Here is a 15,668-nt window from a genome sequence, read left to right on the forward strand (position 1 = left end):
GAGGCAACAGATACTGTTCTCTATCTACCAAATCCACCACCCTGTGGCGGTTTCCGTTCCTGCAGAATAACGCGGTCGCTCGCCTTGAGGCCGCTTTTGATAATCACGTGTGTTTCGTTCTGCATGCCGGTTTCAACCTCTGTCCGCTTGCCTTTGCCGCTACCGTCATCGAGCATAACGGCTTTTCCCTTCGACACATTAATCGTGGCGCGTATACCGTCTGCTTGCTTTTTACCCTTCACCAAAAGAGATAGCGTGGTTGGACCCGGACGAATACCACGTTGGGAACTATCAAGACTAATGCTGACATCGTTAGAACCAACATTTGTCACAGTGCCCCTGAAAATTTTCTCACTGACCGTCTGGACTTCAATCGGCTGATTTACCTTATAGGGTTTGGTATTATCAACTTGCGCAGTGACGGTCGCTGAAGGCTCGTTTATAAGAGCATCAATCGGTAGCATCAAGACGCCCTTTTCTTCATAGGTAATGATGTCGACATCTGCGCTCATGCCGGGACGAAGTTCCTCTGGAGAACCATTGACTTCTACCATCACTTCAAATGAGATAATGTTATCCTGTTCCGCGCCGCTGGGTGAAATTTCATAGACATTTCCATCGTATGCTTTTGTTTGGTAGGCATCTACCTTGATTTCTGCGCGTTGATGAAGACGAAGGCGTTCCATATCAACTTCGTTGATGAAGGTTTTGACGACCATTTTGGAAGGATCAACAATCGTCATAATGGGTGGACTTTGCGAGAAGGCTGAACGTCCAGAAGTTACAATTTCACCCTCTTCGAGTTCAAGGAGTGTGACAAGCCCAGCCATCGGTGCCCGAATTGTCGTCCAATCAAGCCGTTCTTCTTCATTTTTTAGATTACTTTCCCTCCGAAGTTTATTTGCTTCAGCACTCACTCTGGATTGCTGCGTCAACAATTTCTCATTATCGAAAGTCTCCACCAATTCCTGTAATCGAGTTCTGGAATTCTCGACGCGGAGTTGTGCTTCTTCCTCTGCTTCCTGTCGCATGTTTTTGAGGTTTTGAAGATTCCGTTCCTCCTGTGCCAATATTGCCTCGCGTGTTTCGACAGCAGTCTCGCGTGTTAGTATTGTTCGCTCTTGCGATGTGATCGCTTGTTTCTGTGATTCCACCCGTGTTATGGCATTTTCGTGTTGGACTTCTGAATTAGCGTGCTGCGCTTGTGCGTCTTCCAATGCCTTTTTGGAAACCAATCCTTTTTCAAAAAGCTCCGTGTTGCGATCGAGTTCTGACTTGGCATTATCCAAGGAAACCTTGGCAGATCTGAGCGATGCTTCATTTTCAGATAACGTAATTTTTGCTTGTTCAAGCGCGATGTTGGCTTGATCCAAGGCGATTCTATCCTGAGCGAGCGAGTTCTTGGTGGTCAGGACATCTGTTTCTGCCTGACTGATCTGTGTTATAGTTGTGGCTTTGGTGGTCTCAAAGTTTGCTTCAGCGATTTTCAAATCCGCGTCAGCCTGCGTGAGTTGGCTGTCAAGCCGTTCATTTTTGAGTTCTATGTTTAATTCTGCTTGCCTAACTTGTGCTTGGGCAGCTGCTACATCTGCTTGTGCCTGTTTTTTTCCTTCTTGATAGAGTTCTGGATCGAGTTCGAGCAATACTTGGTCTTTTTCGACCCTATCGCCGTTTTTAACATGGAGATTAATAATCTCGCCTTCAACGTTGGATTTTATCTCTACGTCAATAAGCGGTTCCAAGTTGCCGGTTGCACTAATACGCATTTGGAAATCGCCGCGTTCAACGACCTCAATTCTCTTATCCAGAGATGGATCTGCGCCGTTTTTCCCGCGCCCCAGTACGACCCAACCAATGGCAACGACGAGAACCAAAACAACGGCGGCAGCGATAATCACTTTCTTCAAGGGTAATCCCTCCTGTAGTAGTTGTGGGTTGTCGGTGCGGTTTTTCTACGAAAAACCTTTCGGTTGTCGGTTAAGAGAGCATCGTCTATCAACACTCTCTTGTAACCGATAACTGATAACCGAAAGCAGACGAAGTCTGCGAACCGAGAACCATCGTCAAATAGACTAATCGGAACGGAGTGCTTCAACGGGTGTAAGTTTGGCAGCTTTGTTTGCCGGATAAAGCCCGAAGAAAACACCAATAGCCACAGAAACGATCAAGGCAATAATCATCGTTCCGAATGAAATCACAGAGGGCCAATTGCTTCCTTCCCAGACGAACCTGGAAATAAGAGCGGCTGTCCCCTGCCCCATGAATACACCCGCAATAGCACCGATAATACCACCGCCAAGGGTCAGCACGGATGCTTCAACCAGAAACTGTGCCAGAATATCGTTACGGGTTGCGCCGAGTGCTTTACGGAGTCCGATTTCCTTCGTCCTGTCGGTTACAGAGACAAGCATGATGTTCATCACACCGATACCCGCCACCATAAGCGCGATGCTGGCGATACCGCCCATCAGGGCTTTCATGACTAAACCCACTTTTCTGGCAGTTGCCAACTCCTCTGTAGCTGTCCAATAGTTATATTCTTCACCTGTGTTGTTATGTTGTCTTCCCAAGATTCGTTTGGCATCGGCTATAGCGATCGGAATCGTATCCACGTCGACTGCTTCTACACGGAGGCGTTCAACATCGTCCCTGCCTTTAAAACGTTGTTGCAGCGTTGTTATCGGGATAATGAACCGATCATCCCAACCAGAGGTGTCCATTGCATCCCCTTTTTCTTCCATGACACCGATGACCTTCAGGCGTACCTCATAAAGTCCGCTTCTACCTCTCCATCGGAATGATTGACGCGAGGCTTTAATCTCTTTTCCAACGGGATCTTCGTCGAGAAATACCTCTTCGGCGACCTTGGAACCGATAACAGCGACGCTACTCGCCGCTTCTACTTCTTCCACTGAAAAAAACCGACCGCTTGACGGGTACCAGTTGTGCGAACGATCATATCCCGCAGTTGAAGCAACGATACGAGATTCTTTTGTCCGTCCTTTATAATTCACCGTCCAACCGGGCATATCATCTTCAGCGACGACATTGACGATTCCTCTGGCTCTCTCAAGGATTGCAAACGCATCTTCGGTTTCCAGATCTTCGGCGCGATTCCTCTGCCATCGGCTTTTCCCACGCACAGCCGAGCCAGCGGCGCGGCTCAAGGTTCCGGACTGTTTGTCCCAGTCGTCTTTATAGATTTCGATCATTTTCGTGCCGCCAGTCCTTTCAATTTCTCGCAAGACCATGGCACTCGATCCGTCGCCGACGGATACCATACTGACAACAGAACCGACACCGACGATAATCCCTAAAATCGTTAGTGCAGAGCGGAGCGGGTTCCGCCGTAGACTGGAAATGCCTAAAATAATACACTCCATTAAATTCATGCGATTTACCTCCTAATCAGCCCTAAGTGCATCAATTGGTGAGAGCGCAGAAGCTTTTATGGCTGGGTACAGCCCAAAAGAGATGCCAATTATCGCTGAAAATGATACTGAAATCAATATCCATTCCGTGGAGATAACCGAGGGCCATTCGGGAACGATCTTGACGATGTTGACGGCGAGCATTGCCATCCCTTCGCCAGCGAACAAACCCAATACAACACCCAAGGCACCGCCTACACTACACATTGCAACGGCTTCTATCAAAAACTGTGTCAGAATATCCATACGTTTCGCACCGATCGCCTTTCGTAAACCGATCTCGCGAGTGCGTTCTGTGACAGCGACGAGCATCATGTTCATAATCCCAATACCACCCACAAGGAGCGAAAACCCAGCGATACTTCCTAAGGCGATTTTTATGACTTTGCTGATTTTGTCTAACTGTGCCATACCCTCCCGCATATCCCAAATTGAGAAGAAATCGTCTTGACCGTTATGCGTCTTTCGGAGGACAGTTTTCACCTCTTCAATTGCTTGCGGGATCTCTTCAACGGTATTCGCGTGAACGGAGAGCATCACAATTCTATCATTACCCGTGAAACGCTCTTGTGCTGTGGTCAGTGGAATGAACATCATATCATCCAAGTTCCAGCCGAATCTCAGGCTGCGTCCTCGGGTTTCCATTGTCCCGACAACAACGAAACGTTCGGTTATCCGCTTCTGGTCTTTCCTACCATACCGATCAAAACGCCCACCGGGACCTTTGCCGATTTTAATCTCTTTTCCTACAGGAGACGCATTCCCGAATAGGGCGGCGGTCACTTCAGAACCAAGCACACAAACTTTCGCCTCATTATCAATATCTTCGTTTGTAATAAAGCGGCCCTGCTGGATGTTCCAATCCATTGCTTCCGAAAACGACGCATTTACGCCGTTATAGCCTGTCCGGTGTTCTGCTCCACCCGCGGCTTGAACAAGCACACCGCGCCATTCTGGAATTCGCGGCACGACTAACTTTACAGACGGACACTCTGCTTCAATCGCCAACACATCTTCGTACTCGAAATACTCGTTGCTCCGATTCGGCACCCAACGATTGTTGACCCGCTTATGGCTACTTCGGTACATCGTGAATTGGTTCACGCCACCGAGTTTCTGCGCGTCTTGCAGGACAATCATCTTCGCGCCATCGCCGATGGCTATCATTGCAAGTACCGAGGCAACCCCAATAATAATACCGAGCATCGTCAACAAAGAGCGCAGTTTATTGCTACGAATTGCGGAAACACCAACAGATACCCCTTCAATTATGCGCATTTCATGCCTCCAAATTATTAAAGTATTCCTATCCTTATTACATTAGACAAAGAAAAGGGGAATAAAGTTCGATTTTTTTCGCAGCAATTTTTTTACAAGACAATTTCCAAATCGGTGTGCTTCATTCGATTAAATCAACTACCTTATTAGACGCAGTTAAGCGAAATAGGTTTATTGTTTATTGGTTATAGATTTTGGGATTAGCAGATAATTGGATCGAAAGAAGACAGGCGCGCGTGGGAAGCACGCCTACGGGAATAGATGTCGATTAGAGAGTCCTGCTTTTAATCTTTGCGGAGTGCTTCAACTGGCGGGAGACTGGAAGCTTTGATTGCTGGATACATGCCAAAGAATATGCCAACCGCCGCGGAGAATGACACCGAAATCACGACCCACTGCATAGAGACGACCGAGGGCCATTCGGGAACAATTTTAGCGATTTTAACAGCGATCATTGCCATCCCTTCGCCAGCAAAAATGCCCAAGCCGATACCGATTGCTCCAGCGACAGCACACATTATCACTGCCTCTATGAGAAACTGAGCCAGAATATCCAAAGGTTTGGCACCGAGTGCCTTCCGGAGTCCGATTTCTCGGGTCCGCTCAGTAACAGCGACCAACATCATATTCATAATGCCGATACCCCCAACGAGTAGTGAGAACCCAGCGATACTCCCTAAGGCAATTTTAATCATCTTACTGATCTTCTGTAACTGCTCCATGCCTGCACGCATCTCCCGAATTCGGACAAAGTCATCTTGGTTATTATGCCGCTTTCTGATGACGGTTCTCACCTCTTCAATGGCTTTTGGGACAGCGTCAACAGTATTCGCGAAAACCATAATATTTCCTACCTCATCGTCACCTGTCAAACGCTCTTGGACAGTTGATACAGGGATAAAGGCGAGGTTGTCGTAACTCCATCCAAACTGGAAACTTGTCCCTCTCGGAACGAGCGTGCCAACAACCGTGAGACGTTCAGTGGACCGCCTTCTCGTTCTCCTTCCCCATTGATCTCGGTAACTAACCCTTCTTGCGATTTTGACCTCTTGACCTAAAGGGGATGTATTACCAAATAACTCGGTTGCGAGTTCATCTCCGAGCACACAAATTTTTGTTGCGTTTTGGACATCTTCGTCTGTGATGAAGCGTCCCTCTTTAATGTCCCAATCCATTGCGGTTGTATAGTTAGCGTCTACGCCGTTGTAGCCGGCACGCGTTTCTGTGCCGCCCGGCCCCTGAAACAGGACACCGCGCCAATCCGCAAGTCTCGACGTGACTGAACTCACAGATGGACATTCTGCTTCGATCGCCAATACGTCTTCATATTCCATGTATTCATTGCTACGGATGCGGACCCACCTATTATTTTCTCGTTTGTATGAGGTCTGGTATAGCGTAATTCGGGTTGCCCCACCCATTTTTTTTGCATCTTCTATCACAATTTGCTTAGCACCATCACCGATAGCAATCATAGCCAGCACGGCTGCGATACCGATGATAATACCAAGCATTGTCAGCAGCGAGCGCATCTTATTTGAACGAATCGCGGAGATCCCAATGGATATTCCTTCAATGAAGCGCATGTTTCCTCCTGAACTTTTTTGTGTGTTTGTTGTCAAAATAAAGTGTCTATTGGAAGTGTTTGACATAATTATCGTAAATAGGTTTATACAAGTTTCATGTAAAAAGATTTTAATCAGTTATTTTGGGTGAAGTAACAATTTAGCCTTTTTGTTAATTTTTGGATTGACGAAGGAAAATACCACATGCTTATCTAAATTTATCTCACACGACTCCGTGCTTCAGCGAGAGGCGTATATCAAGACAAAATGGGTTGTCAAAAAAGACAAGAATTTTTCATTATAATTTGACAAACGCGAGAGGATAGTGTATAATTTAAACAACACCGAGAAGAAATATAGGTGTGATTCCAAGTATATTGTACGCATAGTTGCTAACAGCATTTTTGTTGTTGGCAAGTTTGTATTACAGGGAATTTCGGGGCGTAGCGCAGCCCGGCTAGCGCGTCTGCTTTGGGAGCAGAAGGTCGGAGGTTCGAATCCTCTCGCCCCCCTATAGCTCAATTGGATAGAGCAACGGACTTCTAATCCGTAGGTTGCAGGTTCGACTCCTGCTAGGCGTGCTTTTCAGACGGCTCGATACGGAAGCACGCCATCACAATGATCGTGATCGTGTGACTTCCGAGAAGAATCGAAGCGTGGTGGATGTAGCTCAGGGGTAGAGCACTTGACTGTGGATCAAGTGGGCGTGGGTTCAAATCCCATCATCCACCTTTAATACATAATATGCGTCCGTAGTTCAATGGATAGAGCAATAGTCTTCGGAACTATAAGTTGGGGGTTCGAATCCCTCCGGACGCGGATATTTTTTGGATGCGGGGTGTTCGCTTTGAAAGCGCGCCCAAACAATTAGCGAGTGGTACTTACAGCGTCTATGGTAATAGAGCCATGCTTCAGAGCGAAAACAGACGCGCCGTTAGCTCAATTGGCAGAGCATCTGACTCTTAATCAGGCGGTTGAAGGTTCGATTCCTTCACGGCGCATCGAAAGACTGTCATAAGCGTGTTCGGGCGGGTGCTGGAATTGGTAGACAGGATAGACTTAGGATCTATTGGGGTTACGCCTCGTGAGGGTTCAAGTCCCGAGTTTTGACTTAAAGTATTCGGGCTTTGAACGCCTGGCGTGAGGATAGAAAATTTGAAAGTTCAAATTGAAAGGTTAGACACCACGAGAATCCGTTTGGACATAGAGATTCCTGCTGAAGATGTCAATGCAGCATTGGCGGAAACTTGTGAGTCGTTACGTACCCAAGTCTCTATTCCGGGTTTCCGGAAAGGTCGTGTCCCGATAGCAATCCTCAAATCACGATTCCCTGAACACGTCAACAGCGAAGCTGTTCGATATCTTGTCGCTCCTGCCTACGAAGATGCAATCTATAACGAACGGCTCAATCCACTCACACAACCCACCTTCGCGCCGCCGCTTACTGAATTACAAGTCAAAGAAAACGAGCCTTTCACGTTCTCAGCCACCGTAGACATTCGCCCCAATATCAGCCTTCCGAGTTATGATGAACTCGTAACCGATAAAAATCCAGTTAACGTGCCCCGTGAAGATGTTGATACTTATATTACGCGGTTGCAAGCGCAATCTGCAACTTATGAACCGCTCGATGTTGAACGTCCGGTCCAAGAGAATGACTGCGTTCGGATAGATTGGGAATGCTCACTCGACGGAAATCGAATTGATGCCGAGTCACGACAAGATGTTGATATAGAACTCGGCGTTGGGGCTATACACGAAAAACTTGAGCAGGCGTTACTCGAAATGGAGATCGGGGATACAAATAATGTGGATATTGAATTTCCACAAGACCATAGTGTCGCTGAACTGGCAGGCAAATCTGCTCAATACGAAATAACGCTGCACGCTATCACAGAAAAACAACTCCCGCCCTTAGATGACGAGTTTGCCAAAGACCTTGGGTATGAAACCTATTCTCAACTTTATGGGTTGATATGGAACAATCTTGTTGAGGAAGAGACGAGTCTACATGTTGATAAACAGAAGGGAGAATTGCTGGAGCAACTCATCGAAAAAACCGATATTACCATCCCAGATCCCTTAGTCGATCAATATGTCCAACAAACACTTCAGAACGTCAAACAACAACTGGCAAATGAGCACAGAAGTCCTGAAGATGCTGGGATTAACATGGATACCCTGCCCGATGAGTTACGTCGAGATGTTATTCAACAAACAAAACAGTCATGGATTTTCGAGATAATCGCTGAGAAGGAAGGCATTTTCGTATCCGATGACGAATTAGAACATGAGATTCGACGCGCTGCAGAACAACAAAATCGAGACGCTCAAAAATACGCTTCTCTGCTAAAGTCCAGCAATCGATTAGAGGATTTTCGGGGACAATTACAACACGAAAAAATTTATCAATTCCTGATTAATCGCGCATCTGCCAAGCAATCGCTCATAATTACCTGAAGAATAGCAGTCAGCCATCAGCCAGAAGCAGGTATTCTTAAACGAAAACCTCTCCTACTGACTGCTGAAAGGATTTTTGAAAAAAATCCGACCTGACGGCTGATGGCTATTAAAAAATATGAACCTTGTACCTATCGTCGTTGAACAAACCAGCCGAGGCGAACGCTCATACGATATTTATTCTCGTCTACTTGAAGACCGAATTATCATGATCGGGACACCGATTGATGATGATGTCATCGCGAACATTGTAACAGCACAGATGCTTTTCCTTGAGGGGAAGGACCCGGATGCAGACATAGTGCTCTATATTAACACACCCGGTGGTTCCGTTTCTGCCGGTTTGGCAATCTATGACACGATGCAGTATATCAAAGCCGATGTCCAGACATGGTGTTTAGGTAGAGCTTATAGTATGGGAGCTATTCTTCTCGCTGCGGGAGCACCCGGGAAGCGTTACGCGCTTCCACATGCAAAAGCACTCATTCACCAACCGATGGCAAGTGGCATCGGGGGTCAAGCCTCTGATATTAGCATCCATGCAAAAGAAATTCTGCAGGAACGCGACCGACTTTATTCTATTTTAGCAGCGCATACGGGTCAAGATATTGAGAAGATCGCGACTGATGCCGACCGTGACTATTACATGACTGCTGAACAGGCACTTAAATACGGTCTCGTTGACCAAGTCGTCTTCCAACGTGCCATACAGCAAGACGGCAATCAGCAATCGGCAATCAGCAATCGGTAAAGAGATTTTCTGGTGGAAGTACGTCCTCTTCACTAACGACTGAAAGGATTTTTTGAAAAAAATCCGCCCTGACTGCGACGCAAGACGCGTGTGCGCTTGCGGGACAATGCTATAAAAAAGGAGAGAACTTCTATGTCCGAATCCATCCATCGTGATTTGTTCTGTTCATTCTGCCAACAGGAGAGTACGCAAGTCCGCCGACTCCTTCAGGGCAGAGAAGCAAATATTTGCGTTGAATGTATTGTCCGATTGTCAGCGTCCACTGTAGATAGTGCTTCCTGTTCATTTTGTAGACGCGATAACACCCAGATCGAAAGACTTTTTAACGGACTTGATGCAAATATCTGTGAGAAATGTCTTGCCGAGTGTATCGTTGTTTGTAATGACATTCTCACGCGTGAACCCGATGGGAGTCTCGACTTTTCTATAGAGGACTTTAAAAGCGGTGATTCGAGCGAACAGGAGGGATCTGGCAGTGGTCCTGAGCGTAGAGCTTCACGGGTTCGTGGAAGTAGTGCCCACGAGCAAATGGAAACTGATCCTGCAAACACAACACACTCTCGAACAGAAAATGAACAAGACCCATTTGCAGCACCGCCTTCACCCGAAAAAATTAAAGCAAAGCTTGATGAATATGTAGTCGGTCAGGAAGATGCGAAAAAGACGTTATCTGTTGCTGTTTACACACATTATAAACGCTTACACCATGGCAATACAACTGATGAGGTTGAATTAGACAAGAGCAACATTTTACTCATTGGTCCAACCGGCACGGGAAAAACGCTCCTCGCGCAAACCCTCGCTAAGGTGTTAGACGTGCCATTCGCTATTACCGATGCAACGACGTTGACGGAAGCAGGGTACGTGGGTGAAGATGTCGAAAATATCATCTTGAAGTTGGTCCAAGCCGCAGATGGTGATGTCGCCCGTGCAGAAACAGGCATCATTTATATTGATGAAATTGATAAGATCACACGTAAATCTGAAAACCCATCAATTACTCGTGATGTTTCCGGTGAAGGTGTTCAGCAGGCATTGCTTAAGATTCTTGAAGGAACAATGGCGAATGTTCCACCGCGCGGCGGCAGGAAGCACCCGCATCAAGAGATGATCGAGGTGAACACCAAAAAGGTGTTGTTCATTTGTGGTGGGACCTTTATTGGGTTGGAAAAGGGCATTAATGATAGACTTGGAAAACAGAGTATTGGCTTTGGTTCGCCTATTCAACCTAAGCGTGAAACAAAAATTCATGAAATTCTCGCACAGGTAACACCAAAGGATCTCATTAAATACGGTTTTATACCAGAATTAATTGGGCGCCTACCGGTTGTCACAACGCTTCATGAACTGGATGCCCCAGCACTCGTTCGCATTCTCACTGAACCCAAGAACGCTTTGATTAGGCAATATCAGCATCTCTTGGCTTATGAAGGCGTGCAATTCCACGTGTCTGATGAGGCGTTAACCGCCATTGCAGATGAGGTAATTGAACGTGAAACTGGGGCGCGTGGGTTAAGGGCTGTTTTTGAAAGAATTATGCTTGATACGCTTTATCGTCTTCCTTCGCTTGACGATGTTGAAGCGTGCCATGTTAGCGAAGATACCGTGCGTAAGAATGAACTGCCAGAACTCGCTTACAGGAAATCCGAAGCACTTAAAACCGCTTAATAGTTTTTAATTATTCCTTGCGGAGGGATGAGGTGGGTTTGGGAGTTCACGGTCTCTTCCGTATATCTAAAGTCCTAACGCACGTCGCTACACCACAAGGTAAAATTAAAAAAGGAAAAAAATATGAATTCGACAGCAACGAAAGAATACGAAACGGTAAGTTTACCCGTTATCTATTTGCCCCCGGATTTCGATGCGATTTTGATTTTTCCGAGGACAAGATCTCTTTTAAATGTTGCCCGCCAAAGGGGAGTCCAGGCAACCCATACTGCCCTCAGCGCAAATAGGCGTATACTCCTTCTCTACCAAAAAGTGGAACTGGAAGAAGGGGAAGAGGTGACTCCGGAACACCTCCACACCGTTGGTGCTGTCGCAAATATCATTGAGTCTTATGAACCCGGCGACGGCACCATCCGAATCGCTATTGCCGCAGAACATCGCGCAATAGTTCTCCGTTTTACAGAGACTGATGACTTTTTGAGTGCGGACGTGCAAATCGTCCATGAGGAGATAGGCTTAGCGAGCACCTCCGAGGCTCTCATGAAGGAAGCCAGAAAACTTTTCAATGAGTATGCAAAGACGCGACAGCAGGAACAGAGTAGGGGTTCACAACCTCAAGGTTTAAGCTCTGATGAAGTCAAACGCTCCATTAAGGAGCAAGAAGAACCTGGGCATCTCGCAGATACTATCGCAGGAATTCTCAATCTCACGCCATCGGAACGCCAAGCTGTTATGGACGAACTGAATCCTATTAAGCGTCTACAACTCATCATCCAGTTTTTGAACCAAGCACTGGAACGGAATGAACTCCGTGATGACATTCATAATCAGGTTCGCGAATCCGTCCAGAAGACGCATCGTGAATTCTACCTTCAGGAACAGATGAAGGTTATCCAGAAAGAACTGGGTAGGGATGATATTGCTGAAGTTGATGAGCTCCGAGAACAGGTGAAAAACGCTGGCTTGTCTGAAGAAGCGGAAGAAAAGGCTCTTAAAGAGCTCGATCGGCTGGCACAGATACCCCCGCAGTCTGCTGAATCTGGCGTTATCCGCACTTATGTTGATTGGATACTTGCGCTACCGTGGAAAGAGAAAACAGAGGATCAGCTTGAACTCCCCGAAGCACAGCGGATACTTGATGAGGACCACTACGGGTTAGAGAAACCAAAAGAAAACGTGTTGGAATACCTTGCTGTTTTACAACTCGTCAAACACCTCAAAGGACCTATTATCTGTCTTGTTGGTCCTCCCGGGGTTGGAAAAACCTCACTCGGCAAATCAATTGCCCGCGCCACAGGTAGAAAGTTTGTCAGAATGTCTCTCGGTGGTGTTCGAGACGAAGCTGAGATTCGCGGACACAGACGCACTTATATCGGTGCAATCCCTGGACGTATCATCCAAGGACTCCGCGATGTCAAGTCGAAAAATCCACTGTTCTTGCTTGATGAGATTGATAAACTCAGCTCGGATTTCCGGGGCGATCCTGCATCTGCTCTCCTGGAAGTGCTTGATCCCGAACAAAACTCCACTTTCCGAGATCATTACATGGATATCGCATTCGACCTCTCGGATGTTATGTTTATCACGACTGCCAACACCCGTGTTACGATACCGCCTGCACTCCAGGACCGGATGGAAATCATTGAGTTGCCGGGTTATACAGATTTTGAGAAGCATAACATCACTACCTTTACACCGAATGGTCTTATCCCTAAGCAACTCGAACGTCATGGGCTTTCAGATAACAATGTCGCTTTCACCGACGAAGCCATCTTTGAGATGATTCACAAGTACACGCGTGAGGCTGGGGTGCGAAACCTTGAACGCACAATCACGACTGTCATGCGAAAGGTTGCGAGGGAGATCGTCACGGAAGATACGCCAGATCTCAAGGTTGAAGTGACACCTGCGAACTTAAGCGACTATCTCGGACCTGCGAAATGGACGCGCACGAAAGCTGAAGAACGTAATGAAGTCGGTGTTGCGACAGGCATGGTATGGACCCAAATCGGCGGTGATATTGTTTCTGTTGAAGCAACAACGATGCAGGGAGAAGGCAAACTGAATATGACAGGTCAACTTCAGGAAGTGATGCGTGAGTCTGTTCAGACTGCTGTCGCTTACATCCGCTCCCGCGCCGAATCTTTCGGACTCTCCGACAATCGGTTTGATCAACAGGACATCCATATTCACATTCCGGAAGGCGCAGTGCCAAAGGATGGTCCGTCCGCTGGTATCACCCTCGCCACAGCGATTCTCTCAGCGCTCACAGGAAAGTCTGTTCGCAAAGATGTTGCCATGACCGGAGAGATTACGCTCCGCGGAAGAGTTCTGCCGATTGGTGGCTTAAAAGAAAAAGCACTCGCTGCCTATCGAAACGGTATTTTCGACATCATTATTCCTGAGGACAACGAGAAAGATGAGACTGACATCCCGACCGAAATTCGGGAAGGCATCCGTTTTCACAAAGTCAACGATATGACACAGGTGCTGGAACAGGCACTCACAGATCCCATCGTGGAACCCGAAGTTCCTGTAGAAGTGCCGGTTGTCTCCCAACCACCAGTGTAAGAATAGTTATCAGTTATCGGTTAAAGAGATGCTTGTGGCGGTTACCTGATGTGCCACTGCCACAACCCCTTAACCGACAACCGACAACCGACAACTATTAAAAAATGCGCTTAGACAAATTCCTGCAGGTCAGTCGTCTCGTGAAACGACGTACAATCGCCAACACTCTCTGCAGCAAAGGTGCGGTCAGCGTCAATGGACACGCTGCGAAAGCGGGAAAAATGCTCGCTGTTGGTGATGTTATCTGCTTACCTCATCCATCCGGCGATGAAGAGGCACCTGAACCTGAATACGAGGTGCTTGAACTGCCCGCTGGAAACGTTTCGCGTGCCCGTGCCACAACGCTCTATCGTCAACTAAACTCGTAGTCTCTATCTCCTGATCAAGCAAGGCACATCAGCCTATGAGTTTGTCATTTGAGAAAACCGCAGTCGCTACGAAGCCGAAGTCCCACGCTTTAGCGTGTGGGCACTATCACATCCAGCACATCAAGAACCGCAGTGGAACTGCGTCCAAGGGACCATGATTAAAAAACCGAAGGTTGGACTCACAATAGGGGATGCGGCTGGCATCGGTCCCGAAATCGTTGTCAAGGCACTTACCCATAAGAGTGTATATTCGTTATGCCAACCGATCGTTATTGGTAGTTCCGCTATCCTTCAGGACGCGTGTTCCCGCTTCGCATCTTCCAGCAGACCTCCACTCAACCTCAATATAATCAAAACCCCGATGCAGGCAATTGCAAAGCATGGAACGATTGATGTCCTTGATGTGTCTTTAATATCCCCTCAGGACATTTCTGTGGGTACTATAGATGCGCGAGCGGGTGCTGCTGCTGTGGAAGCCATTGAAACAGGGACGCATCTTACGATGCATCGCGAACTGGATGCCCTCACAACTGCCCCGATCTGCAAAGCCGCTATACACCGCGCAGGGTTTTCCTATCCAGGACATACGGAAATGCTTGCTGCCTTTACGAACACACCACAGGTAGTAATGATGCTCTGTACACCCGAAGCATTGGATAACCACCAGCCGTCAGCGACCAACAGTGAAAAAAATAGCCGTCAGCCATCAGGTGTCAGCCGTCAGCAAGATACCGTCGACTCTGTTTCTTCTGTTGCTGATAGCCGACGGTTTCCGACGGTTTCCGACAGCCAGTACGCTGATGGTTTCCCAGAGTCTCAGAGGTCACGCGATCACGATCATCGTGATGGCGTGCCTCTGCGGAGAGTTATTCCAGCGGTTTCCTTCGTTACGAATCACGTTGCATTAGCTGATGTATCAAAACATCTCTCTGTCGAAAGGATTGTTGAGGTTATACGTATCACTCGACAGGCACTGATCCGTTGTGGTATCTCCGAACCGAGACTTGCCATTGCGGGGTTAAACCCTCACGCAGGTGAGGACGGCGTGTTCGGAAAAGAGGAGGAGTTCCTTATCCGTCCAGCCATCGCGCAGGCACAAACACACCTCGGCACAATCGATGGACCGCTTCCCGCGGACGCACTTTTTGTCAAGGCAAGTCAAGGCGAATGGCACGCCGTTATCGTGATGTATCACGATCAGGGCAATATTCCGATAAAACTTCTTGGATTTGGTAAACTTGTGAATGTCACTTTAGGCTTACCGATTGTCCGGACGAGCGTGGACCACGGAACGGCATTTGACATAGCTGGCAAAGGTATCGCTAACGAAATGAGTTTGGTGGGCGCATTAAGTTGTGCTGCGCGACTCGCGCGGACTTTTTAATTTACCTTGCGGAGGAATAATATGGACTTGACTTTGAAGTGCCTTTCTTATATCCGTCCTCCACTACGTTACAGACTACAATTCAGAAAATAATCAAAATCAGCCGCCTGCAACAACGGCGCATGAGGTAGGCACCCAAAATTCGTTGTTAAACCACCGCTTCATTTTCATTTAACGCCTTGCGAATAATCA

The 15,668-nt window shown here is 47.4% G+C and carries 10 protein-coding genes and 4 tRNA genes; 10 read left to right on the forward strand and 4 right to left on the reverse strand.

The features are described 5' to 3' along the window. Positions 1-20: 20 nt before the first annotated feature. From J4G07_04185 to J4G07_04200, 4 genes are all read right to left on the reverse strand, one after another. Positions 21-1,907, reverse strand: coding sequence for an HlyD family efflux transporter periplasmic adaptor subunit (locus J4G07_04185; protein ID MCE2413181.1), 1,887 nt, complete (start codon positions 1,905-1,907; stop codon positions 21-23). A 165-nt stretch (positions 1,908-2,072) separates the two neighbouring features. Then, a complete protein-coding gene (locus J4G07_04190) occupies positions 2,073-3,392 on the reverse strand; it encodes an ABC transporter permease (GenBank protein MCE2413182.1) in 1,320 nt (439 codons plus the stop codon). A 12-nt stretch (positions 3,393-3,404) separates the two neighbouring features. Further along, on the reverse strand, positions 3,405-4,709 hold the full coding sequence (locus J4G07_04195) for an ABC transporter permease (protein MCE2413183.1): 1,305 nt from the start codon (positions 4,707-4,709) through the stop codon (positions 3,405-3,407). A gap of 284 nt (positions 4,710-4,993) precedes the next feature. After that, complete coding sequence (locus J4G07_04200) at positions 4,994-6,295, reverse strand: ABC transporter permease (GenBank protein ID MCE2413184.1); 1,302 nt, start codon at positions 6,293-6,295, stop codon at positions 4,994-4,996. A gap of 417 nt (positions 6,296-6,712) precedes the next feature. On the opposite strand from J4G07_04200, the gene J4G07_04205 reads away from it, so the two are divergent. From J4G07_04205 to J4G07_04250, 10 genes are all read left to right on the forward strand, one after another. Beyond that, a tRNA-Pro gene (locus J4G07_04205) sits at positions 6,713-6,786 on the forward strand. Positions 6,787-6,933: 147 nt separating this feature from the next. Beyond that, positions 6,934-7,005, forward strand: a tRNA-His gene (locus J4G07_04210). A gap of 15 nt (positions 7,006-7,020) precedes the next feature. Then, a tRNA-Arg gene (locus J4G07_04215) sits at positions 7,021-7,093 on the forward strand. 109 nt (positions 7,094-7,202) lie between these two features. Beyond that, positions 7,203-7,275 (forward strand) — tRNA-Lys (locus J4G07_04220). A 154-nt stretch (positions 7,276-7,429) separates the two neighbouring features. Then, positions 7,430-8,734 (forward strand): trigger factor, encoded by a 1,305-nt coding sequence (gene tig / locus J4G07_04225; protein MCE2413185.1) that lies wholly within the window; start codon positions 7,430-7,432, stop codon positions 8,732-8,734. A 118-nt stretch (positions 8,735-8,852) separates the two neighbouring features. Further along, the gene (locus J4G07_04230) at positions 8,853-9,485 is read left to right on the forward strand and encodes an ATP-dependent Clp protease proteolytic subunit (protein ID MCE2413186.1); all 633 of its coding nucleotides are present in this window, start codon (positions 8,853-8,855) and stop codon (positions 9,483-9,485) included. Positions 9,486-9,617: 132 nt separating this feature from the next. After that, on the forward strand, positions 9,618-11,153 hold the full coding sequence (clpX, locus tag J4G07_04235) for an ATP-dependent Clp protease ATP-binding subunit ClpX (GenBank protein ID MCE2413187.1): 1,536 nt from the start codon (positions 9,618-9,620) through the stop codon (positions 11,151-11,153). A 123-nt stretch (positions 11,154-11,276) separates the two neighbouring features. Further along, positions 11,277-13,724, forward strand: coding sequence for an endopeptidase La (lon, locus tag J4G07_04240; GenBank protein MCE2413188.1), 2,448 nt, complete (start codon positions 11,277-11,279; stop codon positions 13,722-13,724). A gap of 104 nt (positions 13,725-13,828) precedes the next feature. Next, positions 13,829-14,092: an RNA-binding S4 domain-containing protein gene (locus tag J4G07_04245; GenBank protein MCE2413189.1), complete on the forward strand. Its 264-nt coding sequence runs from the start codon at positions 13,829-13,831 to the stop codon at positions 14,090-14,092. A gap of 94 nt (positions 14,093-14,186) precedes the next feature. Next, positions 14,187-15,476: a 4-hydroxythreonine-4-phosphate dehydrogenase PdxA gene (locus J4G07_04250; protein MCE2413190.1), complete on the forward strand. Its 1,290-nt coding sequence runs from the start codon at positions 14,187-14,189 to the stop codon at positions 15,474-15,476. Positions 15,477-15,668 lie beyond the last annotated feature (192 nt).

It is taken from the genome of Candidatus Poribacteria bacterium (genome assembly GCA_021295715.1).
Classification (GTDB): domain Bacteria; phylum Poribacteria; class WGA-4E; order WGA-4E; family WGA-3G; genus WGA-3G.